The 25334-nt window shown below is 57.2% G+C and carries 24 protein-coding genes; 7 read left to right on the plus strand and 17 right to left on the minus strand.

Going from position 1 to position 25334, the window contains the following annotated elements; all coding sequences use genetic code 11:
• Positions 1–78: 78 nt before the first annotated feature.
• Genes GOV90_RS08420 through GOV90_RS08430 form a run of 3 tightly spaced genes read right to left on the minus strand, consistent with a single transcriptional unit; the run spans position 79 to position 2805 of the window.
• Positions 79–1233 (minus strand): CCA tRNA nucleotidyltransferase, encoded by a 1155-nt coding sequence (locus tag GOV90_RS08420; protein WP_171092849.1) that lies wholly within the window; start codon positions 1231–1233, stop codon positions 79–81.
• Positions 1230–1826 (minus strand): CoA pyrophosphatase, encoded by a 597-nt coding sequence (locus tag GOV90_RS08425; RefSeq protein ID WP_171093350.1) that lies wholly within the window; start codon positions 1824–1826, stop codon positions 1230–1232. The genes GOV90_RS08420 and GOV90_RS08425 overlap by 4 nt, the downstream gene beginning before the upstream one ends.
• On the minus strand, positions 1819–2805 hold the full coding sequence (locus tag GOV90_RS08430; RefSeq protein ID WP_171092847.1) for an Hsp33 family molecular chaperone HslO: 987 nt from the start codon (positions 2803–2805) through the stop codon (positions 1819–1821). The genes GOV90_RS08425 and GOV90_RS08430 overlap by 8 nt, the downstream gene beginning before the upstream one ends.
• A 76-nt stretch (positions 2806–2881) precedes the next feature.
• On the opposite strand from GOV90_RS08430, the gene GOV90_RS08435 reads away from it, so the two are divergent.
• Positions 2882–3328 carry an NUDIX hydrolase gene (locus GOV90_RS08435; protein ID WP_171092845.1) on the plus strand — a complete coding sequence of 149 codons (447 nt, stop codon included), beginning with the start codon at positions 2882–2884 and terminating at the stop codon, positions 3326–3328.
• Here GOV90_RS08435 and GOV90_RS08440 read toward each other — a convergent pair.
• Positions 3325–4599, minus strand: a complete 1275-nt coding sequence (locus GOV90_RS08440) for a PP2C family protein-serine/threonine phosphatase (RefSeq protein WP_171092842.1) — start codon at positions 4597–4599, stop codon at positions 3325–3327. The genes GOV90_RS08435 and GOV90_RS08440 overlap by 4 nt on opposite strands.
• Positions 4600–4762: 163 nt before the next feature.
• Between GOV90_RS08440 and GOV90_RS08445 the strand changes: the two genes are divergently transcribed.
• Positions 4763–5092, plus strand: a complete 330-nt coding sequence (locus GOV90_RS08445; RefSeq protein ID WP_171092840.1) for an Hpt domain-containing protein — start codon at positions 4763–4765, stop codon at positions 5090–5092.
• Here GOV90_RS08445 and ilvA read toward each other — a convergent pair.
• Positions 5089–6315 carry a threonine ammonia-lyase IlvA gene (gene ilvA, locus GOV90_RS08450; RefSeq protein ID WP_171092838.1) on the minus strand — a complete coding sequence of 409 codons (1227 nt, stop codon included), beginning with the start codon at positions 6313–6315 and terminating at the stop codon, positions 5089–5091. The genes GOV90_RS08445 and ilvA overlap by 4 nt on opposite strands.
• A 58-nt stretch (positions 6316–6373) precedes the next feature.
• On the minus strand, positions 6374–7141 hold the full coding sequence (locus tag GOV90_RS08455) for a hypothetical protein (protein ID WP_171092836.1): 768 nt from the start codon (positions 7139–7141) through the stop codon (positions 6374–6376).
• Between the two features lie 141 nt (positions 7142–7282).
• Here GOV90_RS08455 and GOV90_RS08460 point away from each other — a divergent pair, with 141 nt between their 5' ends.
• From GOV90_RS08460 to GOV90_RS08470, 3 genes are all read left to right on the plus strand, one after another.
• Positions 7283–8509, plus strand: coding sequence for an argininosuccinate synthase (locus GOV90_RS08460; RefSeq protein ID WP_171092834.1), 1227 nt, complete (start codon positions 7283–7285; stop codon positions 8507–8509).
• A gap of 32 nt (positions 8510–8541) precedes the next feature.
• The gene (locus GOV90_RS08465) at positions 8542–8946 is read left to right on the plus strand and encodes a DUF1810 domain-containing protein (RefSeq protein WP_171093348.1); all 405 of its coding nucleotides are present in this window, start codon (positions 8542–8544) and stop codon (positions 8944–8946) included.
• A gap of 79 nt (positions 8947–9025) precedes the next feature.
• Positions 9026–9307, plus strand: coding sequence for an SCP2 sterol-binding domain-containing protein (locus GOV90_RS08470; RefSeq protein WP_171092832.1), 282 nt, complete (start codon positions 9026–9028; stop codon positions 9305–9307).
• Between the two features lie 2 nt (positions 9308–9309).
• Here GOV90_RS08470 and GOV90_RS08475 read toward each other — a convergent pair whose 3' ends face one another.
• The 8 genes from GOV90_RS08475 to GOV90_RS08510 form a co-directional block, all read right to left on the minus strand.
• The gene (locus GOV90_RS08475) at positions 9310–10236 is read right to left on the minus strand and encodes a 3-hydroxyacyl-CoA dehydrogenase NAD-binding domain-containing protein (RefSeq protein WP_171092830.1); all 927 of its coding nucleotides are present in this window, start codon (positions 10234–10236) and stop codon (positions 9310–9312) included.
• Positions 10236–10976: an SDR family NAD(P)-dependent oxidoreductase gene (locus GOV90_RS08480; protein WP_171092828.1), complete on the minus strand. Its 741-nt coding sequence runs from the start codon at positions 10974–10976 to the stop codon at positions 10236–10238. Before GOV90_RS08480 ends, GOV90_RS08475 begins: the two co-directional genes overlap by 1 nt.
• A complete protein-coding gene (locus GOV90_RS08485) occupies positions 10976–12394 on the minus strand; it encodes a gamma-aminobutyraldehyde dehydrogenase (RefSeq protein ID WP_171092826.1) in 1419 nt (472 codons plus the stop codon). Before GOV90_RS08485 ends, GOV90_RS08480 begins: the two co-directional genes overlap by 1 nt.
• Before the next feature lie 11 nt (positions 12395–12405).
• Positions 12406–13335 carry a 3-keto-5-aminohexanoate cleavage protein gene (locus tag GOV90_RS08490; protein WP_171092824.1) on the minus strand — a complete coding sequence of 310 codons (930 nt, stop codon included), beginning with the start codon at positions 13333–13335 and terminating at the stop codon, positions 12406–12408.
• Positions 13332–14126 (minus strand): SDR family NAD(P)-dependent oxidoreductase, encoded by a 795-nt coding sequence (locus tag GOV90_RS08495; RefSeq protein ID WP_171092822.1) that lies wholly within the window; start codon positions 14124–14126, stop codon positions 13332–13334. Before GOV90_RS08495 ends, GOV90_RS08490 begins: the two co-directional genes overlap by 4 nt.
• A complete protein-coding gene (gene betC / locus GOV90_RS08500) occupies positions 14123–15658 on the minus strand; it encodes a choline-sulfatase (RefSeq protein ID WP_171092820.1) in 1536 nt (511 codons plus the stop codon). Before betC ends, GOV90_RS08495 begins: the two co-directional genes overlap by 4 nt.
• On the minus strand, positions 15655–16794 hold the full coding sequence (locus GOV90_RS08505; protein WP_171092818.1) for an SRPBCC family protein: 1140 nt from the start codon (positions 16792–16794) through the stop codon (positions 15655–15657). The genes betC and GOV90_RS08505 overlap by 4 nt, the downstream gene beginning before the upstream one ends.
• 140 nt (positions 16795–16934) lie before the next feature.
• Entirely contained in the window at positions 16935–17951 is a 1017-nt protein-coding gene (locus GOV90_RS08510; RefSeq protein WP_216602363.1) for a GlxA family transcriptional regulator, read from the minus strand.
• A gap of 181 nt (positions 17952–18132) precedes the next feature.
• Between GOV90_RS08510 and msrA the strand changes: the two genes are divergently transcribed.
• Positions 18133–18804, plus strand: coding sequence for a peptide-methionine (S)-S-oxide reductase MsrA (gene msrA, locus GOV90_RS08515; RefSeq protein WP_171092816.1), 672 nt, complete (start codon positions 18133–18135; stop codon positions 18802–18804).
• Here the strand turns inward: msrA and GOV90_RS08520 are convergent.
• A complete protein-coding gene (locus GOV90_RS08520; protein WP_171092814.1) occupies positions 18801–19673 on the minus strand; it encodes a ribokinase in 873 nt (290 codons plus the stop codon). The genes msrA and GOV90_RS08520 overlap by 4 nt on opposite strands.
• A 3-nt stretch (positions 19674–19676) precedes the next feature.
• Positions 19677–21932 (minus strand): NADP-dependent malic enzyme, encoded by a 2256-nt coding sequence (locus GOV90_RS08525; protein ID WP_171092812.1) that lies wholly within the window; start codon positions 21930–21932, stop codon positions 19677–19679.
• 162 nt (positions 21933–22094) lie between these two features.
• On the opposite strand from GOV90_RS08525, the gene mutS reads away from it, so the two are divergent.
• Complete coding sequence (gene mutS, locus GOV90_RS08530; protein WP_171093344.1) at positions 22095–24710, plus strand: DNA mismatch repair protein MutS; 2616 nt, start codon at positions 22095–22097, stop codon at positions 24708–24710.
• A 58-nt stretch (positions 24711–24768) separates the two neighbouring features.
• Here mutS and GOV90_RS08535 read toward each other — a convergent pair whose 3' ends face one another.
• Positions 24769–25332, minus strand: coding sequence for a nucleotide exchange factor GrpE (locus GOV90_RS08535; protein ID WP_171092810.1), 564 nt, complete (start codon positions 25330–25332; stop codon positions 24769–24771).
• Positions 25333–25334 lie beyond the last annotated feature (2 nt).

Raw genomic sequence — 25334 nt, forward strand, 5'->3', positions numbered from 1 at the left:
TTCGCTGTCCTCCATCCATGTGACAGCCGCACGTAAGCACAATCTTTTTGATTTGTCATCCCCTTTTGAGACTTAGCGCTAACTTGCCAGCAACTCCTCGCGCGACAACGCAAAGCCGGACGCGATCCAGCGGTTTTCAAGCTCGGCCAATTTCTGGCCCAGCGCTGGTCCTGTGAAGGTGGGGATCAGATCTTTGGCTTGAATTGGGAAACGGGCAGCCGCCCCTGTATGTAAGTCATGCCTCAGGTCTTCGGACCAAGGTTGTTCCAAAAAGGCGCAACGCAGAAGAGTCTCGTGCAAACCGCCTTCGTCGCCATAGCGATAGCCCAACTCGGCCACGCTTGTGGTGGCTTGTGCCTCCTCTCGCATCCGGGTCAGACGTTGCAGCTGCGAACGGCTCAACCGCAATGTCGCTGCGTCTTCGGGCGTGGCAATGGCTGCCAGCCGTCGCACCGGATCGGGATCAGCACCTGCGGCTTGTTCGAGGGCGACAAGAGGCGAAAGGGATCGGTCATTTGCACCCGGCAACAATTGCGCCAAGACACCCGTGCTGCGCATTGTAGCAATGGCAGGGGCGGGATCGGGCGCTGCCAGTAGTTTCAGCAGTTCCGCCCCGACCCGTTCGCGCGACAGTGATTTCAACCCATCAAGATTGGCACCAATTGCGGCCAGAGCGTCGGGATCAAATCCAGCGTCCGCGTCACCATACCAGGCATGAAAGCGGAAGTAGCGAAGCGAGCGCAAATAATCTTCGCGTATACGATTCTCGGCCGTTCCAATGAACCGAACCCGACGTGCCTGTAGGTCGGGTAATCCACCGAGCGGGTCTAACACTGCGCCATCGGGCCGTGCGTAGATCGCGTTCATGGTGAAATCGCGCCGGGCCGCGTCTTCCTCGACGTGATCAGAGAACGCAACAACAGCGCGCCGCCCGTCGGTTTCCACGTCACGTCGGAAAGTGGTGATCTCGTGAGGGATACCGGCACTGACGACCGTGATCGTACCGTGATCGATGCCCGTTGGAATAGCCTTGAGCCCCACAGCCTGCGCCATCTCAACAACCTGCTGGGGTCGCGCGTCGGTGGCAATATCGATATCCGAGACAGGTGCGCCCAAAAGCGCGTTGCGCACACAGCCACCCACAAAAAGTGCCTGCGCACCAGATGCAGTCAGGGCGGCGCACACCAGTTGGGTCGCTGGTTCACTGACCCAAGGCTCGTTTATCTGCATCATTCATTCACCCGTGCTGCAAGCCCGCGCAATATGCGGGCCGTCGCGCCCCAAATATAATAAGGGCCGTACGGAACTGCGTAGTATCTGCGTTTCTGACCGCGCCAGCGACGCGACTCAATCAGATAATTCTCGGGATTTAGAAGATGGGCAAGAGGGGTCGAGAAAACCTCGTCCACCTCGCCGGGCTCGGGCACAGGCTTGAATGTGTCTCGCACGATTGCGACCACAGGGGTGACGTTGAAAGAGGTGACGGTTTCATGCGCCGGCAGAAACCCCAGAACCTCGGGCTGGTCAACGGGCAGTCCAATCTCTTCCTGTGCCTCGCGCAGGGCGGCTGCGGTTACGTCGGCATCACTTTCATCCTGCTTACCGCCCGGAAAGGCGATCTGACCTGGGTGATGCTTCAGGGCTGAGGACCGTTTGGTCAAAAGCACCCGAGGCGCTTCATAAGCCAGAGAGATGGCCACCAGAACACCGGCTGGGCGCAGCCGCCGCCCGGGTGGCAAAACAGTGTCAGGGTTCAGGTCAAAGTCGCTGGACCCGTGACCGGGGCGGCGCAAGGCCGCCCGGATCTTTTCAACCGGATCATGCACCTTTGCTGTCTTCAGCTTCAAAGCCCACAGTTGCCGGATCCAGCACGTAATGCGCACCACAGAACTGGCAATCAGCGGTGACCAGACCTTCAGGCGTTGTCATCTTTTCGATGTCCTTCGCCGAATAGATCGACAAGCTTTGACGCACTCGGTCCTCGGAGCAGGTGCACCCAAACTGGACCGATTGCGCGTCATAGACACGCGGCTGTTCCTCATGGAACAGACGAACCAAAAGGTCGGTCGGCGCAACCGAAGGGCCGATCATTTCCGGATCCTCGACAGTATCCAGCAGGATATTGACGCGGCCCCAGTTCTCACCCTCTTCGCCGTCTACCAGATCGCTGGCGGTCAGGATCTCACCCGTACCTTCACCCGATGCAGCAAAGGGCGACGCTTTGGGCATGTGCTGCAACATGATGCCGCCGGCACGCCAATGCTCGCCCACGCCGGGCTCGGTCGATTTACCAAAGCTCAACGAAAACCGCGTCGGCAACTGCTCAGACTGGGCGAAATACGCCTCGGCACATGCGCTCAGCGATCCACCCGCCAGCGGCGTGATGCCCTGATACGGCTGCGTGCCTTCGCCCTGGTCGATCATGATGGCAAAATACCCCTCGCCCACCTGATCAAAAGGTGCCGCGTCGGTCAGCCGGTCGCGGTCAAAGCTGGCATATGCGCGGATTTGGGCGGCTTGGCCTTCTTCCTGCGGCGCGTAATAGTCGGTCGCGATCATGCGCACCGCCCCTTTGGACTGCACCTGCAACGACAGCTTCCAGCGCAACGCAACGGTCTGGCCGATCAACGCGGTCAGCAAAGCCATTTCAGCCACCAGCGCTTCGACTTGCGGCGGATAGTCGTGCTGCTTCAGGATGCCATCCAGCACGCCATCCAAACGGGCCACGCGGCCGCGCATGTCGGATGCATCAAGTTGAAAGGGCAGGACGGTATCGTCCCACGCGATTTTTGTTCCAAGAGACATGGGGTTTCCTTACACGCCACAGGTTGGCATACCGGCACCATATAGGTCGTACAGATTGGGTTTTAAGGGGCCATACATGATCAGACGGTTTGGTGAAACCCCTCAGGCAGGGCAGAAATACACGCAACGACCCGGCGTGTACGTGCTTTTGCCTCGTGGACGATCATTGCTGGTGACATGGTATGACGACGGCCTCAACCCAGAGCTGCAACTGCCGGGCGGTGGAATTGATCCGGGCGAATCGCCAATCACGGCCCTACATCGCGAGGTATACGAAGAAACAGGCTGGCTGGTTGCCAACCCGCGCCGGGTCGGTACCTTTCGCCGCTTTACCTATATGCCTGAATACGATCTGTGGGCGGAAAAGGTCTGCATGATCTATCGCGCGCGTCCCGTCCGCCGCATCGGACCACCAGCCGAGGCGTTTCACGAAGCACGATGGATAGATGCGTCAGATGCGGTGGTAAAGCTTGGCAATGACGGTGACCGACATTTTGCCAAGTTGCATCTTTGGTCGCTTTAAGGGCCGTTATATTCGAAGAACACGGCCGAAACGTCATCGCCGATTCCTTCTTTGGGCGACATGACCTGGGTCAGTCGCCAAAACATGTCATCCAAAAACTCGGACCCGCCATTCTCTGAAACACAGTTTTGCGCCATTTCTTGCAAACCGCCTTCATCCAACAGGCCACCATCTGCCAGAGGGCATTCGGTAAATCCGTCAGAATACAACAACAGCTTGTCCCCGGGTTGCAGTTTCGTCTCGATCTGATGGAAGCCCGCATCCTCGATCAGGCCTATAGGCAAACCACCATCGCCCAGAAATTCACTGCTGCCATCTTTGCGTAACAAAAGGGGGTGCGGATGCCCGGCCTGCACCATCTTCATAAGACCGTTGCGCAGGTCAACAATGGCATAGACCATCGTAAAATATTCTTCGATCCCCGTATCTGCCATCAGGCGGGAGTTGAGCGTTTTGGCGACATCCTCGGGCGGCAAGAGCGCGTAGAACTTGTTGAACCGCTGTTCCATCGCAACATTCTGGTCAAAGTGCTTGCTGGACAGATAGCCACCCAATCGGGCCGTCATCATGGCCGAGGTGATGCCGTGGCCGGACACATCAATGCTGTAGAACCCCAAGCGATTCACGCCAGGCGAGAACATGCCAACAAGATCGCCGCCAATATGGCCGCATGGCTTTAGCAAAAGGCTGACACGCGAGTTGCCAAAATCTCGCGATAGCTCGGGCATCAGAGATTCCTGAATCTTACGCGCCTGCATCAGATCTTTGTCGATTGCGTCATGCGCCAGTTTCAGCTCTTCCAACGCGGATTCGATCAGGCGGTTTTTCTGCGAAAGCTCGCGCTGCATGTCAAGAATACGCGCCCCGGCGGAAATGCGCGCCCGGAGTTCGTCGGCTTCCAGTGGTTTGATCAGAAAATCATCCGCCCCGGCATCCAGACCGCGTGCCACCTCTTGCTTTTCGCTTTTGGACGTCAGCAGGATGAAATAGCTGTATTGATCCGTTTCCAATGCGCGAAATGCGCAACAGAACTCCAGCCCGCTCATCCCCGGCATAACCCAGTCGCTGAGCACAAGGTCGGGCGGGTCTGTCCGACACAGCTCCAACGCGGCCTCGCCGGTATCAGCCTCGACTACGTCAAACCCCCATTTTCTGAGCGAAGCCACAAGGATGCGCCGCTGCAAACGGCTGTCATCCACAACCAGCACCTTGCGGATCGCGCCGAAGTCCAGATCTGATCTGGTGTCCTCAAGACTCGCCCCTGGCACCATTTACCCTCTGCTCTCCTGAGATTGACCGGTCAGGGCGACCCTAGCCTTCGCGGGTTTAACATCCGGTGAAGACATGACCCACGTTCAGACATTGCCGTTAACTGGGCTTTTACCAGCCGTGGCTTACCCAGAACCTTACAGATTGGTCGACGGGTAGCGCATCATGATCCACTGGGACAGAGTCAGGCAATTGCGGGACGAAGTTGGCCCGGATGAATTTGACGAGGTGGTCGAGATTTTTCTGGAAGAGGTGCAAGAGGTCATTGCGCGCCTGCATCACGATACCAACCGGATCGAATTGGAACAAAACCTGCATTTCCTGAAGGGAAGCGCGCTCAGCCTTGGCTTCGATCAGTTCTCGAAACTCTGTCAGGACGGCGAACGGCAGGCCGCAGCAGGACAGGGAGCGGAGGTTGATTTGCCAGCCCTGCTGGCCGTTTTTGAAAGCTCGAAACTCAAATTCGTATCAGAGCTGTGCGAAAACCTGAGTTAGATTACAAACTGCGCCAGTGTCTCATCTTCGGTGATGTCGGTATAGGTGAACCCGGCCTCGTCCAGATGCGCAAACAGGCGCATGAAATTTTCAGGCTTTCGGGTTTCAATCCCGATCAGGACCGAGCCGAAATTGCGCGCTGATTTTTTCATATACTCAAAGCGGGCAATGTCATCTTCGGGGCCGAGAATGCCAAGGAACTCTTTCAACGCACCCGGGCGCTGCGGCAGGCGCAGGATGAAGTACTTTTTCACCCCGGAATAGCGCTGCGCGCGTTCTTTGACCTCGGGCAAACGTTCGAAATCGAAATTCCCACCGGACGTCACACAGACAACCGTCTTGCCGCGCACAAAGCTTTGGACGTCACCCACCGCCTCAATCGCCAAAGCTCCAGCCGGTTCAAGCACGATGCCTTCAACATTCAACATTTCAATCATGGTGGCGCAGATACGGTCTTCGGACATGACAAGCACATCCGACAGATGCCGTGACTTGAGCAGTTCGAACGGCTTCTCACCAATTCGTCCGACCGCCGCGCCATCGACGAAGGTATCCACATGATCCAGCGCAACGGGATGCCCTGCCGCCAAGGCAGCACGCAGACATGCGCCCCCAGCGGGCTCGACAAACAAGCAATGACTGCGATCCCCGAACCACGTCGCCACGCCGGAGGACATTCCGCCACCACCAACCGGCAAAACGACATGATCCGGTACACCGCCCATTTGCTCTTCGATCTCAACCGCCAATGAGGCCTGACCTTCGATTACATCCGCGTCGTCAAACGGTGACAGGAAATGCCCGCCCTGCTGTGTGCACCAAGCTTGGGCAGCAGCCAGCGTGTCATCGAAATAATCGCCGGTCAGGTGAATCTCGATATTGTCGCCGCCAAAGATTCGGGTCTTTTGGATTTTCTGCTGTGGCGTCGTGACCGGCATGAAGATCACGCCTTTGACCCCCAGATGCTTGCACATGAACGCCACGCCCTGCGCGTGATTACCCGCACTGGCACAAACGAACAGATCCTGGCCCTGCTGCTTGCGCATCGCATTGAACGCGCCCCGGATCTTGTACGACCGCACCGGGCTGAGGTCTTCGCGTTTGAGCCAGATGTCCGCACCATAACGGTCGGACAAATGGGCGTTCCGCTGCAACGGCGTTGCTGGAAACACAGAGCGCATCGCCTGTTCGGCTGCGCGGGCGCGGGTCATGAAATCAGTCATGACCGTTTCACTGCCGCATCACCGCGTTAAGGGCAAGGAATACATATGTGTACGCGGGTCAGGAGAGTTCGCGTTTTTCGATGAACACGCCGTACATGGTTGTAAAAATGCTGACATTGATCATCGGAAGGATAAGCGTGCCGAAAAACACGGTCAGCAATATCCCCAGAACCGGAATGAAGGCCAGCAATGTAAAAACAAGCTGAACAGCAAACTGAAACAGAAAGGCTACGATGAGCAGGACTAGAATCGCACCGGCAGTTCCTGCTGTGTTTTTCCAAGCTTCGCCAAGTGTTATGGGGCTGCCAATAGCTGCTGCGGGCAAAATAATGGAAAGACGATACAAGCAAACGGCCAGAAACAGAAGATATGCAACAAGCAATAGAATTCCGAGAACAAGCGAACTTTGAACGAAAGTGCCGAGAACCACGCCACCCGGAAGCCACGCGATTGCCATCAATAGTACAAGCAATATAGCGCGCCCGAAATATGCGAGAATTCGGTCAGAACGGAATGTTGGCAATATACCGTTGGGATACTCTTCCAGCAGAATGAACCTGTGCCACGACACCGCAATCCAGAACATGGTTACAAAGATCACCGCAATCAGCCCAAAAACCAAAAGCAGGATAGAGCCAGGCGACGTGCCGGGCGGCAATTCTCCCGTTTCTGCTTCAAACGCTTCCAGCGGAACGCCTGACACCATGAACAATGCGACAATCAACGCGGTGGCAATCAACGCAGGACCAAATGTGATCTGTAGCACCTGCTTGAGATTTCCAAAAACCATCCGCACCGAATGCACAAAAATCTGCCATCCCAACATCCGAATACTGCCCCTTCAACCAAACATTGTTTTAATTGCGTATGTTTCACCTTAATTCCCGCTCTGCGTCAATCCACACAGCTTGCCCCCGCGTTCAAAACCCGCTAGGGGCCAATCGTTCTACGCATAAAGGGAAGTCAGATGTCCGCGCCCAAGAAAGTTGTTCTGGCCTATTCCGGTGGCCTTGATACCTCGATCATTCTGAAATGGCTGCAGACCGAGTATGGTTGTGAAGTTGTGACCTTCACCGCCGATCTGGGTCAGGGAGAAGAGCTAGAGCCCGCCCGCCAAAAGGCCGAGCTGCTGGGGATCAAGCCCGAAAACATCTATATCGAGGACATCCGCGAAGAATTCGTCCGCGACTTCGTGTTCCCAATGTTCCGCGCCAACGCGCAGTATGAAGGGCTGTATCTGCTGGGTACGTCCATCGCGCGCCCGCTGATCTCGAAACGTCTGGTTGAGATCGCCGAAGCCACCGGCGCCGATGCCGTGGCCCACGGCGCGACCGGCAAGGGCAACGATCAGGTGCGGTTCGAACTGGCAGCATACGCGCTGAACCCCGAAATCAAGGTCATTGCCCCCTGGCGTGAATGGGACTTGACCAGCCGCACCAAGCTGCTGGAGTTCGCCGAACAAAACCAGATCCCGATTGCCAAGGACAAGCGCGGCGAGGCGCCGTTCTCGGTCGATGCGAACCTGCTGCACACCTCGTCCGAGGGTAAGGTTCTGGAAGACCCTGCCGATATGGCGCCCGACTATGTCTATCAGCGCACCGTCCACCCCGAGGATGCGCCGAACGAGCCCGAGTTCATCGAGATCGGCTTTGAAAAAGGCGACGCGGTCAGCATCAATGGCGAGGCAATGAGCCCGGCCACCATCCTGACAAAGCTGAACGAATATGGCGGCAAGCACGGCATTGGCCGTCTGGATCTGGTCGAAGGCCGCTTCGTGGGCATGAAGTCGCGCGGCATCTATGAAACACCGGGCGGCACCATCCTGCTGGAAGCGCATCGCGGGATCGAATCCATCACCATGGACCGCGGCGCGATGCACCTGAAAGACCAGCTGATGCCGCAATATGCCGAGCTGATCTATAACGGCTTCTGGTATTCGCCCGAGCGTGAGATGCTGCAAGCCGCTATCGACAAATCGCAAGAGCACGTCACCGGCACCGTTCGTGTGAAACTGTACAAAGGTCTGGCCTCGACCGTGGGCCGCTGGTCGGATCACTCGCTGTACTCTGAGGCGCACGTGACCTTTGAGGAAGACGCTGGCGCATACGATCAGACAGACGCAGCCGGTTTCATCCAGCTGAACGCCCTGCGCCTGAAACTGCTGGCCGCACGCGACAAGCGTTTGTCCAAGTGATCGACGACGAAGATACCGACGACGAACTCGATATGTTCATCGAGGCGCAGGACACGGTTTGGGCCGATGTCCTGCGTGAATTGAAACAGGGGCAGAAAACCAGCCACTGGATGTGGTTTGTGTTTCCGCAACTGGCCGAGCTGGGCCAATCCCATATGGCGCAGCTTTACGGCATCGAAGATCTGGACGAGGCAACGAGCTATCTGGCCCACCCCGAACTGCGCCGTCGGCTGACAGAAGCGGCGTCGCTGATGCTGTTGCACAAAGGGCGAGATGCGGCTGACGTCCTGGGTGGGGTTGATGCAAAGAAGTTGCGATCTTCGATGACGCTGTTTTCTTCTGTCGCGGATGCTCCGGTCGAATTTCAGGCCGTTCTCGACGCCTTTTACGATGGTCAAGCCTGTGATCGGACAACCCAGATACTTGGTGCGTCATAAAGCCAAGCTCCCGTTGGGTCAGCCTTGCCTGCGCGCCGTCTGACCCTTTACGCATTCGGAAACTGCGAAAGGAACCCGGATGCTTCAAGACATCGCTGATGGAATTCAAAAGGGCTTAGACGGCAAAACCTTTGATGGCTCGTTGAAATTCGACTGTGGCGCAGACGGGGTGATTGTTCTGGCCGACAATCAGGCCACGACGCAGGATCAGGACACGGATTGCACCATCCGTATCTCACAAGACAACCTGACCAAGCTGCTGACCGGGAAACTAAACCCGACGACGGGTGTCGCTATGGGCAAGCTCAAGATCTCGGGCAATATGGGCGTCGCGATGAAACTGGGGCAGTTGCTGGGCTAAGTTCAGCGCAAATCTGCAATGGATTTCTGCATCGCCAGAATCAAAGCGTCCCGTTGCCCGGACAGCTCGGCTTGGGTTTTCCCTGCGGCCTCATCTTTCACACCATCAGCAAGTTGCTGGGCGACTTCATCTGTTAAATAGACCTGACCCAGATCGTCCCACCAGCCGTTGAACGTAGCGGTAAAGTGGTCGCAGAACGCCTTCAACCCACCTTCCCCCGCGCCGAGATTGAATAACATGGTCGGCCCCATCGCCGCCCACCTGACACCCGGTCCGGCCCAGACGGCCTTGTCCACGTCCTCAACTGATGCAACCCCCGAAACAACAAGGTGGATTGCTTCACGCCACAACGCGGCTTGCAGCCGGTTGGCAACATGGCCGGGCACCTCTTTGTTGACCCGGATCGTGGTCTTGCCCACGCTTTCATAAAACGCCTGCACCGCATCAACGACGCCATCGGCGGTTTTCTCATTCCCCATCACCTCAACCAGCGGGATCAGGTGCGGTGGATTGAAGGGATGCCCTAACACAAAATGCGACGGGTCAGACCAGCCGGGCTGCATTTGCCCCAGAGTTAGACCCGATGCAGAGCTGGCGACGATCGCGCCCGTGGACAAAGCTGGCTCAATCTCGGCAAAGGTTGTATGTTTGATCTGCAAACGCTCAGGCACGTTTTCCTGGACAAACCCCGCATCAGCCACTGCGGCAGCAGCGCTGGAATGAAACGTTATGGCGTCAGGGTTTCCGTTGCCCGTCAAGCCCAGCGCATCCAGCGTCGGCCATGCATTTTCTACATACTGGCGTACTTTCTTTTCGACGTCCGGGTCAGGATCAAAAAGGGCAACAGAACGCCCGGATGCCAGAAAAAGAGCTGCCCAACTGGCCCCAATGACGCCTCCGCCCAAGCAGGCCGTGTGTTGTATTTCCATCAGAACAATCCCGGGTTCAAAGGTGAAGCTGCCGTCATACCGCCATCCACGGTGAAAAGCTGACCTGTGGCAAAGCTTGCCTCATCTGACGCCAGCCAGACCGCCATACTCGCGATATCCTCGGGCTTGCCAAAGCGGCGCGCTGCATGGCGGGCGATTGCATCCCTTCGCGCGGCGTCGGGGTCGTTAGCCAGCTCGAACCCGGCGTCCAGCATTCCTGTTTCAATCCATCCGGGGCAAATCGCGTTGCAGCGGATCTTTGGCCCGTGATCGACCGCAATAGAACGGGTCAAGCCATGCACAAATGCCTTGGACGCGTTGTAGAGCGCCATGGACGGATCAGCGGTATTCCCTGAAATAGAGCCTATATTGATGATCGCAGCACCCTCATCCATCCGAGGTATGTGAGCCCGGCACATATTGAAGACGCCCTTGCAATTGGTGCCTATCACAGCGTCCCAATCCACGTCCGAGCTGTCTGGAACAGTCTTTTCAACCTGCACACCTGCATTATTCACCAGAATATCGGTGCCATCTGTGGCCTCGGCCAACGCTTCGACAGCGTCTGCGTCCGTGACATCCAGCGGATACCAGATGATGTCGCCAGCCAACCCATCGGGCCGCGCCCCGCGCCCGCATGTTGTTACTGTAGCGCCTTCACGGCAAAAGGCTTCGACTATTCCGCGACCAATGCCTTGCCGCCCACCTGTCACAAGCGCTCTTTTCCCAGCCAACCGCATCAGTGTGCCACCATCACATGGCGCACGGACGTGTACGCATCCAGCGCATAAACCGACATGTCACAACCCGTGCCAGACCCTTTCATCGCAGCCCAGGGCATTTCCGCCGCTGGCATTCCGTGCGTATTCACCCAGGTCATGCCGTACCGCAGCTGCGCCGTCATTTTCATCGCGGTCGAGATATCCTTGGTCCAGACAGACGACGCCAACCCGTACCGCCCCGCGTTTGCAATCCGAAGGGCTTCGTCCGCCTCGGTAAATCGCGACAGAGTCACGACCGGGCCGAACACCTCGCTACACGCGATCTCAGCGTTATTATCCACATTTGCGACGACGGTCGGCTGATAGAAGAACCCTTCCCCTTCACCAACCTTGCCGCCTACGGCGATTTCAGCGCTGCTGCGGGCGCGATCGACAAATCCGGCGACCCGGTCGCGTTGGGCGGCTGAAACGATAGGCCCCATTTCTGTTCCATCGGCCCTTGGCGCACCGATCCTGATCTGACCAACCTGATCAGCGACGGTAGCAACCACTTTGTCGTATACATCATCCTGCACCATCACCCGACAGGGCTGCGCACAATCCTGACCTGCGTTGAAGAACGAACCGTATCGGATCGTCTCGGCCACGGCGTCGATATCAGCATCATTGAACACGATGACCGGAGCCTTGCCCCCCAGTTCCAGATGCACATGGCGGATTTGGCTGGATGCCGCCCGCATCGCGGCCATTCCGGTCGCAGGAGAGCCGGTGATTGAAATCCCTTCAATCCGTGGGTCATTGATCAGGCTGTCACCAACCGACATGCCCCGACCATGGACTACGTTCAACACACCTTTGGGCAATACATCTGCCAGCAACTCTGCCAGCCGCAGCGTGGCCAGCGGCGTGATTTCGGATGGTTTCATAACAATGGTGCAACCTGCCGCCAGGGGCGCAGCGATCTTCCATGCCGCCATCATAAGCGGATAGTTCCATGGCGCGATGGAAGCCACTGGGCCAATCGGATCCTTGCGGATCATTGACGTGTGGCCCGCTGCGTATTCTCCGGCCGCCGACCCGCTCATCGTGCGTGAGGCACCGGCCATGAAGCGGAAAGTGTCGATGGTCAGAGGCATCTCTTCATCGCGGGCCATCGGCCATGGCTTGCCAACATCAAGCGTCTCTAACTCGGCCAATTCATCGATGTTTTCTTCCATTACATCCGCAATCGCGTGCAGATATCCCGACCGTTCGGAAGGCGTAACAAGCCGATAGGCGTCAAAGGCTTCATGGGCAACACACGTTGCAGCTTCGATCTGCTCGGGCGTCGCTTCGGGCACATGGGCCACGGTTTCACCGGTAGATGGATCCAGAACGGGCAGAGCATCGCCCTGACCTTCTACCATCTCTCCGTTAATCAGCATCTTTGTCTGCATGTCGTCCCCCGTCAAAAAGCTGTCTGGTCGTTGCCCTTCAGACCCAGCCGTTGGCGGGCCTCGTCCGGCGTTGCGACCGTCAGGCCAAGATTTTCGATGATTGAGCGAATCTTGCGGACCTGATCAGCGTTGGACTTCGCCTTTTCGCCGGGCCCGATGTAAAGGCTGTCTTCCAGCCCAACCCGTACATTGCCACCAAGGATCGCAGCCTGTGTCGTGAAGGCCATTTGGTGGCGACCTGCGGCCAGCACCGACCATTCATAGCTGTTTCCAAACAACTTTTCGGCGATTGTGTGCATGTGCATCAGGTTCTTGGGATCAGCCCCCACGCCACCCAGAATGCCAAACACCATCTGGATGAAAAACGGCGGTTTCACCCAGCCTTGATCTACCACCCAAGCCAGGTTGTAGAGGTGCCCCAGATCGTAGCATTCGAACTCGAATTTCGTGCCGTGACCTTCACCCAGTTCCTTCATTGCATATTCGATATCGGCAAACGTGTTGCGGAAAATGAAGTCGCGAGTCATGTCCAGAAACTCGGGTTCCCAGTCATGTTTCCAGCCTGAATATTTCTGCATCATCGGGAAGATGCCGAAGTTCATCGAGCCCATGTTCATGCTGGCCATTTCGGGGCTGGCCCGTAGTGCCGCACGCAGGCGTTCTTCGCGGGTCATGCCCAACCCGCCACCGGTTGAGACATTCATCACAGCACCGGTTGCTTGCTTGATGCGGGGCAGGAACTGCATGAAAAGGTCGGGGTCCGGATCAGGCCGACCGTTTTCCGGATTGCGGGCATGAAGATGGATGATCGAAGCCCCGGCCTCGACGGCACCAATACTGGCCTCGGTGATTTCGCTTGGCGTGATGGGCAAGTGTTCTGACATGGTGGGAGTATGAATCCCACCAGTCGGAGCACAAGTAATGATGACCGGTTTGCTCATAGCTTCATCTGCTGGACTTGCGCGCTCAGCCCTCCGTCCAGAACCCAAAGTTGACCGCTTGCATAGCGCGCCTCGTCCGAAGCCAGCCAATTCACCAGATTGGCGATATCATCCGGCGTGCCATAAGTGCGCATCGGGTGCACATCGCGCACAGCCTGCTGTAACTGGTCAATGGTCTTGCCGCCGCCACCCGAGCCATCGCCAGTGAAGAAACTCTGCAACATGGGCGTGTCGACATAGCCGGGGCATATGGCATTCACGCGAATACCCTCCGGCCCGTGATCACACGCCATCGCACGCGTCAGTGCGTGAACCGCACCTTTGGTCGCGCAATAGGCGGCAAGGCCGGGGTCCGCAATGAACCCATCGTAACTCCCGAAATTGATGATTGAGGCTGACGTTCCCGACGCGGCCCCTTTGCGCAACAGCGGCAATGCATGTTTCGAGGTCAAAAACGTGCCCGTGACATTCACTGCAAAGGACAGGTTCCATTCCTCTAGCGTTGTCTGTTCAACAGTCTTTTCAATCTCGATGCCAGCTGCGTTGACCAGAATGTCCAATTGGCCAGCCTCGGCCGTAACCTGATCCATCGCGGCTATTGCATCAGCTTCTTGCGTGACGTCCAGTTTCACAAAGATGCTGCCGTCGTCATCATGGGCTGACAGGGATCCTTCGGGCGTCAGGTCAGCCGCATAGAGCCGCGCACCTTCCCGCAGAAAACGTGCCACGATCGCGCGCCCGATCCCGCCGCGCCCACCGGTTACAAGCGCTGTTTTGCCGTCCAGCATCATTCTTTGGTCTCCTTCAACGGCGGATAGCGATAGCGAGTCGCTGCAACTGTCCAATCCATGTGATTGCGCACATATTCCTGCGTTGCATCTCGTGGCGGGGTGTAATCCCAGGCCTCTCCGGCACCCGCCTCCATCGCGGCGTGCAAGGCGCGACGAGACTTTTGCGTTGCAATGACATCCGCGCGCAGGTTTTCGCTGTTCCAACGTCGCGCCACGTCTTCAGCAAACTGCGCGGACTGCTCAGCGTAAGTCGGGTCATCGGCCACATTCACCTTTTCCAACGGGTCCTTGGACAGGTCATAAAGCTGAGGTGGGTCCGGGTCGCAATGAATATACTTCAACGGCCCGCGTCGGATCATGAATACCGGATAAGGCGTCATCTCGGCGCAATACTCACCGATGGCTTCATCCACAGGGTCGCCTTCCCCGCGTGCAAGCGGCATCAAGGATCGGCCATCAATCGGTTCCCCGAAGATCGCGTCAGAACCGCCGGCGATGTCCACGAATGTCGGCAGAAGATCGAGCAGGGAACAGGCGTTGGCAGCACAGCCTTTGGCAACACCGGGGCCAGCCATGATAAGCGGCACACGGGCCGAGTGTTCAAAGAAATTCATCTTGTACCACAACCCACGCTCACCCAGCATATCGCCGTGGTCTGCGGTGATGATGACGATGGTATTGTCTAACGCACCGATGTCTTCCAAGGCTTTGACCATCGCGCCGACTTTGCTGTCGAAGTAACTGACATTGGCCAGATAAGCGCGACGCGCGCGGCGGATTTCTTCCTCGGTCAGAGGGACATAGCTTGCCTCGATCCCATCCATCACACGGCGTGAGAACGGGTCTTGTTCCTCGGGCGTTAGTGTAAATTCCGGCATCTGGACGTCTGCGTCGGAATACAGGTTCCACCACTCGGGCTTGGCAACATAGGGGTCGTGCGGATGGATAAAGCTGGCCACCATACAGAACGGAGCATTGTCCCCAGCCGCCCGGTCTCGCCCCCTGTCGATCAGCCAGCGGCGCGCGGCAAATTCGACCTCGTCGTCATAATCCGTCTGGAAGCTAGCGACTGCCTCGCCACTTTCCTTGACCGTTTGCATGTTGTGATACCATTTGTCGATCCGTTCATCCGGGGCTTCCCAGTCCGGGGTCCAGGCAAAATCGGCGGGGTAGATGTCGGTGGTCACACGGTCCTGAAACCCGTGTTTCTGGTCCGGCCCAACAAAATGCATCTTGCCCGACAGGCAGGTCCGGTAGCCCAACGCCTTTAGGTAATGCGCAAAGGTCGGGACCGATGCGCGAAACTCGCTGGCGTTGTCATAAGCAGCGATCCGGCTGATCAGCTGCCCGGACATGAACGCAAATCGCGACGGCGCGCAAAGGGGTGAGTTGCAATAGGCCGCGTCAAATCGCATCCCGCGCGCGGCAAGCGCGTCGATGTTCGGGGTCTTGACCGTTGGATGGCCGTAGGCGCCGCAAAAATGCGGCGCCAGTTGATCGGCCATAATCACAACGATGTTCGGCCGTGTCACGGTGCGGCCTTTGCATATGCATCCAGTACAAGCCCGTGGAAATGATGCACCGCATGTTCCGATTTGCCCGAGCCATTGGGATCATGCACGATCCGGCCTTGCGCAAAGGCCGGGGTGCTCATCCCGCGTTGTACGCTTTCGACAATGTCGATGTCTTCGCGTTGCAGAACCTCATCAAGATACCGGATTGCTTCCAGCTCGGCCTCATCAGGTTCCGGGGTTTCAAGGAAGAAATCATAGGTCTCCAGCGTCCGGTCAGGACCAATCGGGATAATATTCAGCACGATCATCGAAGACCGCCCTGGATAGCGCATCAGACATGTCGTGGGCCACAACCACCAAACTGCATGGGTTCGTACTGTGGCATTGGACACGTCATAAGCGGTGTTAGCACCCTTACCCGCCTCGGCCATATGGCTGGAGTAGATGCCGTATGTAGTCACCTTGTAGGTGTCCATATCGACCAGATCACAGAAATCCTTGTGCGCTGTCGGGCAGTGATAGCATTCAAGGAAGTTGTCGACGACGTTCTTCCAGTTCGACTTGATGTCATAGGTCAGGCGGTGACCAAATGTCAGCTGCTCGATATCCGGTGCCCAATGGCGGATTTCGGTTTCCAGATTCCCGGAAACTTCGCGCAAAGGTGCTGCGTTAGGGTCTAAATTGACGTAAATGAACCCGGCAAACTCTTCGACCTGTACTTGGTCCAAACAGATATCCGACGTTTTGAAATTAGCCAGGCTCTCGGTCTCGGGCGCGCGCACCAATTGGCCGTCCAGCTTGTAAACCCAAGCGTGATATGGGCACATGATGCGCGTGGTTTCGCCCTCGCCCGACAGCAAATGATGAGCGCGGTGTTTGCAGACATTATAGAACGCACGCAATGTGCCCTCGCGGTCGCGCACAACAGCAATTGGACGCCCGGCGATTTCGACGGTTGTGTATGACCCCGGAGCGCGCAGCTTTTCAACGTGGCACACCCATTGCCAGGTCTTGGCTAGCACTTCGTTTTGATCGACCTGATACCAGGACGGATCGACATAGGCTTCGGCCTTCAGGGAACTGGTATTGAAGGGATCGGTGCTAAAACCATCGGAAATCCGCTCGAACTGGGTTTTGGACGGCAGCTGGCTCATGGGTGGCTCCACAGCTCAGGGACAGGCTTTGCCCCAATGATTGACGTGTGGCGCGTATGATCTTCTGAGTCTTTGTCGGCTACTTAACTTTTTCCGCCTGATTATTTTCTATTTTAGCCAAATTGATGATCGTGATGCCGCTAGTCTTTAGGTTTGCGATGCATCGGCCAGGCGCGGAATTCGAATGGAACCCTGCCCTCGACCCGGTCGCGCGTCGGGGGCAGGCCAAATCTTTCCTTATAAGCCCGGCTGAAATGCACGGGGCTGGAAAAACCTGACGCCATGGCGACCTCTGCAATGGGAAGCTCAGTCTGCGTGACCAGGCCACGCGCCCGATCCAAGCGAATGTCACGATAGTAAAGCGCGGGCGTTTTCTTGATGTAGGTCGCGAACAGCCGATCCAATTGGCGATGAGAAATCCCGGAACGTCTGCAAATCTCGGGAACCGGTACAGGTTCCTCCAGATTGGCCTCCATTACTTGAATCGCCATCTTTAGCTTGGCAGGAACCGTTATTCCCAAAGGTTCATTACCTTGTGGCTGCTGTTGCTCTGCCGGTCCGCGCAAACGGTCGTGAAACACGTATCTGGCTGCAGCGTTGGCAAGCGCGCTGCCATGTATCCCTTGAAGGATTTGCAACCCAAAGTCAGTTGCTGCAGACCCACCGCAACACGTAAGCCGATTGCCGTCCATAACATAGAGATTCTCAACAACCTCTACCTCTGGATAAAGCTCCTGCAATGCATCGATATGCTCATAATGAACGGTGGCGCGCCGTCCGCTCAACAACCCGGCCTGCGCCAGTATGAAGGCGCCCGTATCCAAAGCGCCCAAAGTCGCGCCGCTGCGCGCAAGTTGGCGCAAAGTTGTTCCCAGTTTGGACGTCAGGTGCCGTTCCGGTGTCCAACTGGAAGATACAATGACAATGTCGGCCTCGGTGAACGAAAGCGCGTCAAGCGGTTGAGTTTCGATGCCAGCACCGTTGCTGGACACACAAAAACCACCTGCTTCTGATACGAAGTCCCATTTGAAATAAGGCTTTCCATCCAGATAGTTGGCGGCGCGAAACGGATCTATGAACGCCATGGTGGCCGCCATATTGAAGCTGGGCGCAACTATGACCAGCACGCGCGTCGAAACCTGCATCTCCTGTGTCATCGATCCTGAATCCAAGCTTGCGTCACCACATCTCAGAAAAGGTCTTTTGACTGCGATACACAAGGTTTCTTCGAACTTGGCTGAAGTTGATAAACTCGTCTCACCAGCGCGTGACATGAGATGTCAGGCAATTGCATGTTGATCCAAGTCGGGTCACCTTGGTCGTGAAAGGAGACCTGACATGACACGGACTGCTTACCTCGACACGCTTAAACCAGCCCTTCTGTTCACGCTGATCGCCTTGGCGGCGATGTTGCGCGCTTTGCCCGCGCCGGCAGCGGGAACAGAAACTCTGACAGTAGCCGGAGGATGTTTCTGGTGTGTTGAATCTGATTTTGAGTCTGTCCCCGGCGTCATCGAGGCCGTTTCAGGCTATACCGGCGGCAAATCAGCAAATCCCACTTATGATCAGGTCTCAAAAGGAGGAACCGGCCATTATGAAGCGGTTCAGATCACATTCAATCCAACTCAAGTCTCACGTGAAACGCTTCTGAACATGTTCTTCCGCTCGGTCGACCCCACAGATGCCGGTGGTCAATTCTGCGATCGCGGTGATAGCTACCGCACTGCAATATTCGTCTCTAACACAGGGGAAAAAGCTTTGGCCGAGAAGGCAAAAGCGGATGCACAGCGGGCTTTGGGCCAGGCAGTGGTAACGCCGATCCTGAGCGAAGGAACTTTTTACCCAGCCGAGGCGTATCATCAGGATTACTACAAGGGGAACAAACTGATCTTGACCCGCTTTGGGCCCAAGCGACAGCACAGCGCGTACAAAGCTTACCGCAAAGCCTGCGGCCGTGACGCGCGCGTCAAACAGCTTTGGGGTTCTGACGCACCGTTTGTCGGATCTTAGTCAAAGGACGCGTCGCGCACCTCTTTCAAATCGGGGATAACATCAGCCGTTCCGTGCCGCGTGACCATCAGGGCCGCGGCGCGGTTTGCTTGCAGAATAGCCTGTTCCATCGGCATCCCACGATCCATGCCTGCCAGTACATAGCCGGTGAACGTATCGCCCGCCCCCGTGGTGTCGACGGCCTGCACCTTGTGCGCTTCGAACTCGACCGGATCACTGCCATTCTGCAAATACCGCGCGCCTTTTGAACCCAGCGTGACAATCACGTGCCGCACTGGCAGGTCAGCGGCATTTAACCCGGTTTCCTGACGTAGCTGGTCAGCCTCGACCTCGTTGAGGATCAGAAAATCCAGATAAGGCAGAACCGCCTTTACCGCCTGGGCCTGAAACGGAGCAGCAGCATAGCACACGGTTAATCCCATCCGGTGCCCCAACTGCGCGGCTTCAACCTGTGCGTTGGTTTCATTCTGCAGGATCAGCAGGTCACCCGTGCTTGCCGACGACAGAGCTTGTCCCAGATCGCTGACCTCTAACGCATGATTGGCACCGGGATACAGGATGATCAGGTTTTCGCCCTCAGCATCCACGGCAATAATCGCGTGCCCGGTTGGTACATCTGCCTCTGAAATATAACGCGTATCCACGCCATATTCCGTCAATCGGTCTTTCGCCCAGCGCCCATCATGGCCGACAGCGCCAATATGGCTGACACGCGCACCCGCCCGTGCCGCTGCAACCGACATATTGGCCCCCTTGCCGCCCAGAAACCGGTCCAGTCCAAGGGCGGCCAGAGTTTCCCCCGGCGCAGGCAAATGCGGCAGGTCATAAACCATATCCGCGTTGATCGAGCCGAGGTTCCAGATCGTCATGACTTATCCAATATCGCATGAGGCCAAAATGGCCATGTTGAGAATGTCATTCGCAGTCGAGACGGTGGAACAGATCTGAATTGGCTTATCCACGCCCGACAGGATCGGGCCAATCACGGTCGCGCCACCCATTTCCTGCATCAGCTTGGTTGAGATCGAGGCTGAGTGCCGCGCCGGAACGATCAAGATGTTCGCCGGACCTGTCAGACGCTGGAAAGGATAAGCTGCTTGCTGATCCACGTTCAGGGCCACATCAACCGTCATCTCGCCTTCATACTCGAAATCCACGCCGCGCTGGTCCAGCACTGCGGGCGCGCGGTGCATCTTTTCGGCGCGTTCCGAGACCGGGTAACCAAAGGTCGAGAAACTGACAAACGCAACCCGTGGCTCCAGACCCATGTGTCGGGCGACGGCTGCAGAGCGCTCGGCGATGTTGGCCAGATCGTTTTCGTCCGGCCATTCATGCACCAGGGTGTCCCCAATCAAGACGATCCGACCTTTGTGCAAAAGGGCCGTCACGCCAGCAGCCCCATGCGCAGCATCGGCATCAAAGACGTGGTTGATCCGATCCAACACATGGGCCGACTTACGCGTCGCGCCTGTGACCAGCCCGTCCCCGTGACCATGCGCCAGCATCAACGAAGAAAACACGTGCCGATCCCGTGCGGCAAGGCGGTGAATGTCCTTGCGGTCAAAACCCTTACGCTGCAGGCGCTCATAGAGGAAATTAGAATAAGTTTCGAGATGGCTGGTATTTGCGGCGTTCACAACCTCGATTTCTCGTACCGCATCCCCAAGACCCGTGGCTTCCAGCTTGTCTTTGACGTCATCTGCCCGACCGACCACAAGCGCTTTACCAAAGCCTGAACGCTGATACATGACCGCAGCGCGCAGCACCCGTGGATCGTCGCCCTCGGCAAAGATCATCCGGCTTTGGGCCTGACGCGCACGGGCGTTCAAACCGCGCAGGATGCTTGCGGTCGGATCCATGCGGGATTTCAGGCTTAGTTCATACGCGTCCATATCAATGATCGGACGCCGCGCTGCACCAGTATCCATTCCGGCCTTGGCAACGGCTGGAGGGATACGGTGGATCAGGCGCGGGTCAAACGGCGTCGGGATGATATAATCGCGCCCGAACGTAAGTGATTTGCCATAGGCCATGGCGACCTCATCCGGCACATCCTCACGCGCCAGATTGGCCAGCGCGTGGGCGCAGGCAATCTTCATCTCATCATTGATGGCGCGGGCATGGATGTCCAATGCACCCCGGAACAGATAGGGGAAGCCAAGCACGTTGTTGACCTGATTAGGGTAATCGCTGCGCCCGGTGGCAACGATAGCATCCACGCGCACCTCGTGCGCTTCTTCCGGCGTGATCTCGGGGTCAGGGTTCGCCATCGCGAAAATCACCGGGTTGTCCGCCATGCTGGCGACCATTTCTTGTGTGACCGCACCCTTGACCGAAACGCCCAAGAACACATCCGCGTCCTTCATCGCATCTTCCAGCGTACGCAAATCCGTGGTGATGGCGTGGGCGGACTTCCACTGATTCATACCTTCGGTTCGGCCCTGATAAATTACGCCTTTGGTGTCACAGACGATGCAATTCTCGTGCCGTGCGCCCATCGCTTTCAGCAATTCGATACAAGCGATCCCTGCCGCGCCCGCACCGTTCAAAACAATCTTTACATCCTCGATTTTCTTACCCGAAATATGCAGCGCGTTCAGCAAACCCGCAGCACAAATCACAGCCGTGCCATGCTGGTCATCATGGAAGACAGGAATATCCATCTCTTCCTTCAGGCGCTGTTCGATTATGAAACACTCGGGCGCTTTGATGTCTTCCAGATTAATGCCACCAAAGGTTGGCCCCATCAGGCGTACGGCGCGACAAAACTCATCCGGGTCTTCGGTGTCCAGCTCGATGTCGATCGAGTTCACATCGGCGAAACGCTTAAATAGAACGGATTTCCCTTCCATCACCGGCTTCGAGCCCAGCGCGCCAAGGTTTCCCAGACCAAGTACCGCCGTCCCGTTCGAGATCACAGCCACCAGATTGCCCTTGTTTGTATAGTCATAGGCAGTCTCGGGCGCTTCGGCGATAGCTTCACAGGGAACAGCCACACCGGGGCTGTATGCCAATGACAGGTCTCGCTGCGTGGTCATGGGAACAGTGGCTTGCACTTCCCATTTTCCGGGGGTGGGGTCCAGGTGAAAGGCCAGCGCCTCTTCTTTGGTGATCTTCGCTTTGGGCATCGGAAATGTCGTTTCTTTGCATCTGTTGGGCTGTTGCCTCATAGCGCAGGCAGGGGCGCGCCTCAACGACAATACGTTTTCGCCTTTCGTCGCAGGGGCCGGGTTTGTAAGGTCACGCCCGGAAACGCCAAAAGGGGGCCGCCTTTGTCCACAGTCACGCCGATGATGGCGCAATATCTCGAAATCAAAGAGGCCCACGCCGACGCCCTGCTGTTCTATCGCATGGGCGATTTCTACGAAATGTTCTTCGAAGATGCCGTCAATGCCGCCGAAGCGCTGGACATCGCCCTGACCAAGCGCGGCAAGCACAATGGCAACGACATTCCCATGTGCGGTGTGCCAGTGCATTCAGCCGAAGGGTATTTGCTGACCCTGATCCGCAAAGGCTTTCGCGTTGCTGTCTGCGAACAAATGGAAAGCCCTGCCGAAGCGAAGAAAAGAGGCTCTAAATCAGTCGTAAATCGCGATGTCGTGCGTCTGGTGACGCCCGGAACGCTGACCGAGGACGCCCTGCTCGAAGCCCGCCGCCACAACTTTCTGGCCGCCTATGCCGAAGTTCGGGACGAGGCCGCTCTGGCCTGGGCCGATATCTCGACCGGTGCATTTCACGTGATGCCTTTGACCGGCGCGCGCCTGAGCCCGGAACTGGCACGGCTGGCCCCGTCCGAGTTGATCGTTGCAGACGGGGTGCAAGACAAGTTGCAGGAACCCGTTCGCGATCTTGGGATTTCTCTGACGCCGGTGGGACGTGCCAGTTTTGACAGCACAGCGGCAGAAAAACGTATATGCGGTTTGTTTCACGTCGGTGCATTGGATGCATTCGGGAACTTCGGTCGCGCCGAAGTCTCGGCAATGGGTGCACTGATCGATTACCTTGAGATCACGCAAAAGGGCAAATTGCCTCTACTGCAGACCCCTCTCAAGGAATCAGAAGACCGCGTTGTTCAAATTGATGCTGCAACACGCCGCAATCTGGAACTGACGCGATCGCTCTCAGGTGGTCGCGCCGGATCGTTGTTGTCTGTGGTCGACCGCACCGTCACACCCGGTGGCGCACGGTTGCTGGAACAACGCCTGTCCAGCCCATCGCGCAATCTGGACGTGATCCATGCGCGCCTGGATGCGGTAAGCTTCGCAGTTGAGGACGGCCTGATTGCGTCAGACCTGCGTGAAGCACTACGTAAAACGCCGGATCTGGACCGCGCCCTGTCGCGGCTGTCGCTGGACCGAGGCGGTCCGCGCGATCTGGCCGCCATTCGTAACGGGTTGGCGCAAGCGGCTAAAATTGCGGAATTGTGCGAAACCCAAGATTTGCCAGTACTGTTATCGACCGCCATCCAAAACCTGACCGGGTTTGACGACCTTCTTGGACTGCTCGACGAGGCACTTGTCGCCGAGCCGCCCCTGCTGGCGCGCGATGGTGGTTTCATCGCCCCAGGCTTTGACACTGAATTGGATGAGGCCCGCACCCTACGCGATGAAGGCCGCTCGGTCATCGCAGGTTTTCAGCGAAAATACGCGGAACACACGGGCATAACCTCGCTGAAGATCAAGCACAACAATGTGCTGGGGTATTTCATCGAAACCACCGCGACCCACGCCGAGAAGATGCTAAACCCGCCGTTCAGCGAAACCTATATCCACCGTCAGACCACCGCCAATCAGGTACGGTTTACAACCGTCGAACTGTCAGAGATCGAAACCCGCATCCTGAACGCGGGCAATCTGGCACTTGAGATTGAAAAGCGGCTCTATCAAAGGCTTTCTGATCAGATTTTGACCTTGGCAGCCCGTCTCAACCAAGCCGCTCGAGGGTTGGCCGAGCTGGATTTGACAACGGCACTGTCCGATCTGGCGCGTGGGGAAAACTGGTGTCGCCCACATGTGGACACATCACGCGCGTTCAGCGTGCACGGCGGCCGCCATCCGGTTGTGGAGCACGCCTTGCGTCAGCAAAGTGGCGATGCCTTTGTCGCCAACGACTGCGATCTTAGCGCTGAACAGGGTGCCGCCATCTGGTTGCTGACCGGCCCCAATATGGCCGGTAAATCGACTTTCCTGCGCCAGAACGCCCTGATCGCGCTTCTGGCTCAGATGGGAAGCTATGTACCCGCCGAACACGCCCGTATCGGCGTCGTAAGTCAATTGTTCAGCCGCGTTGGTGCATCGGATGATCTGGCTCGGGGTCGTTCGACCTTCATGGTCGAAATGGTCGAAACTGCCGCGATTCTGAACCAGGCCGATGACCGCGCGCTGGTTGTTCTGGACGAAATCGGACGTGGCACCGCCACCTATGACGGCCTCTCAATCGCGTGGGCCACACTGGAACATCTGCACGCCTCCAACAAATGCCGCGCTCTGTTTGCCACGCACTATCATGAGCTCACAGCTCTGGCCGGTAAGCTGGAAGGCGTGGATAATGCAACCGTTGCTGTCAAAGAATGGGAAGGCGAGGTGATCTTCCTGCACGAGGTTCACAAGGGCGCTGCAGACCGGTCCTATGGTGTGCAAGTCGCCCAACTTGCCGGCCTGCCAGCCTCGGTTGTCGAACGCGCCCGTGTCGTTCTGGATCAACTCGAGAAAACGGAACGCGAAGGTGGAAAGCAAAAAGCTCTGATCGATGATCTGCCGCTGTTTTCAGCCGCGCCGCCACCCCCGCCACCTGCCCCTAGGGCCTCGCCTGTCACGGATATGTTGGATGATATCTTACCGGACGAGCTCACTCCTCGTGAAGCACTCGATCTGATCTACAAGCTGAAAGAGGCGGCCAGATCCTGACCGCCCCTTCATCTTTTCCAAAATACTCTCGCCGAAGGCTTGGCCTCGCAGGGGCCAATCAGCTTGCAGGCGTCGACGACACGCCAACCTGCGCCGGACGCAGCAGGCGGTCATGCAACATGAACCCTTCGGCAGACACCTGAATGATGTCCCCCGCCCTGGTGCCGGGCACCGGCGCTTCGAACATCGCCTCATGCACGTTTGGATCGAACCGGTCTCCGACCTCAGGCGTGATCACTTCAATCCCGTGCTTCTGGAACACGTCCTTCAGCGCACGCATGGTCAGTTCGACACCTTCCAGCAACCCAGCGGCCACTTCTTTCTGCTCATCCGTCGCAGCTTCAAGCGCACGCTTCATGTTGTCATAAACCGGCAGCATGTCTCGGGCCAGCTTCGACCCGCCATACTGTTCCGCATCCCGGCGCGCCTTGTCGCCGCGCTTACGCGCATTCTCAGCATCCGCCAGCGCGCGCATGAACTTGTCTTTATAGTCATCCCGCTCGGCGCGCAGCTCATCGAGCTCCAGCGCTTCCTCGCTGATCTCTGCAAACTCTTCGGCCAGCTCTTCCGCTTCCGCAGCCATGATGTCGTCCAGAAAATCTTCGTTCTTGGGCTCTGCCATCT

Origin of the sequence: Ruegeria sp. HKCCA5929, from assembly GCF_013034525.1 — a bacterium.
Classification (GTDB): domain Bacteria; phylum Pseudomonadota; class Alphaproteobacteria; order Rhodobacterales; family Rhodobacteraceae; genus Ruegeria.

Coding starts and splice junctions, on each gene's coding strand:
- GOV90_RS08420 (WP_171092849.1), bottom strand. CDS start 1,233: ATGATGCAGATAAACGAGCCTTGGGTCAGTGAACCAGCGACCCAACTG.
- GOV90_RS08430 (WP_171092847.1), bottom strand. CDS start 2,805: ATGTCTCTTGGAACAAAAATCGCGTGGGACGATACCGTCCTGCCCTTT.
- GOV90_RS08435 (WP_171092845.1), top strand. CDS start 2,882: ATGATCAGACGGTTTGGTGAAACCCCTCAGGCAGGGCAGAAATACACG.
- GOV90_RS08440 (WP_171092842.1), bottom strand. CDS start 4,599: ATGGTGCCAGGGGCGAGTCTTGAGGACACCAGATCAGATCTGGACTTC.
- GOV90_RS08445 (WP_171092840.1), top strand. CDS start 4,763: ATGATCCACTGGGACAGAGTCAGGCAATTGCGGGACGAAGTTGGCCCG.
- ilvA (WP_171092838.1), bottom strand. CDS start 6,315: ATGACTGATTTCATGACCCGCGCCCGCGCAGCCGAACAGGCGATGCGC.
- GOV90_RS08455 (WP_171092836.1), bottom strand. CDS start 7,141: ATGTTGGGATGGCAGATTTTTGTGCATTCGGTGCGGATGGTTTTTGGA.
- GOV90_RS08460 (WP_171092834.1), top strand. CDS start 7,283: ATGTCCGCGCCCAAGAAAGTTGTTCTGGCCTATTCCGGTGGCCTTGAT.
- GOV90_RS08465 (WP_171093348.1), top strand. CDS start 8,542: ATGTTCATCGAGGCGCAGGACACGGTTTGGGCCGATGTCCTGCGTGAA.
- GOV90_RS08470 (WP_171092832.1), top strand. CDS start 9,026: ATGCTTCAAGACATCGCTGATGGAATTCAAAAGGGCTTAGACGGCAAA.
- GOV90_RS08475 (WP_171092830.1), bottom strand. CDS start 10,236: ATGGAAATACAACACACGGCCTGCTTGGGCGGAGGCGTCATTGGGGCC.
- GOV90_RS08480 (WP_171092828.1), bottom strand. CDS start 10,976: ATGCGGTTGGCTGGGAAAAGAGCGCTTGTGACAGGTGGGCGGCAAGGC.
- GOV90_RS08485 (WP_171092826.1), bottom strand. CDS start 12,394: ATGCAGACAAAGATGCTGATTAACGGAGAGATGGTAGAAGGTCAGGGC.
- GOV90_RS08490 (WP_171092824.1), bottom strand. CDS start 13,335: ATGAGCAAACCGGTCATCATTACTTGTGCTCCGACTGGTGGGATTCAT.
- GOV90_RS08495 (WP_171092822.1), bottom strand. CDS start 14,126: ATGATGCTGGACGGCAAAACAGCGCTTGTAACCGGTGGGCGCGGCGGG.
- GOV90_RS08505 (WP_171092818.1), bottom strand. CDS start 16,794: ATGAGCCAGCTGCCGTCCAAAACCCAGTTCGAGCGGATTTCCGATGGT.
- GOV90_RS08510 (WP_216602363.1), bottom strand. CDS start 17,951: ATGACACAGGAGATGCAGGTTTCGACGCGCGTGCTGGTCATAGTTGCG.
- msrA (WP_171092816.1), top strand. CDS start 18,133: ATGACACGGACTGCTTACCTCGACACGCTTAAACCAGCCCTTCTGTTC.
- GOV90_RS08520 (WP_171092814.1), bottom strand. CDS start 19,673: ATGACGATCTGGAACCTCGGCTCGATCAACGCGGATATGGTTTATGAC.
- GOV90_RS08525 (WP_171092812.1), bottom strand. CDS start 21,932: ATGCCCAAAGCGAAGATCACCAAAGAAGAGGCGCTGGCCTTTCACCTG.
- mutS (WP_171093344.1), top strand. CDS start 22,095: ATGATGGCGCAATATCTCGAAATCAAAGAGGCCCACGCCGACGCCCTG.
- GOV90_RS08535 (WP_171092810.1), bottom strand. CDS start 25,332: ATGGCAGAGCCCAAGAACGAAGATTTTCTGGACGACATCATGGCTGCG.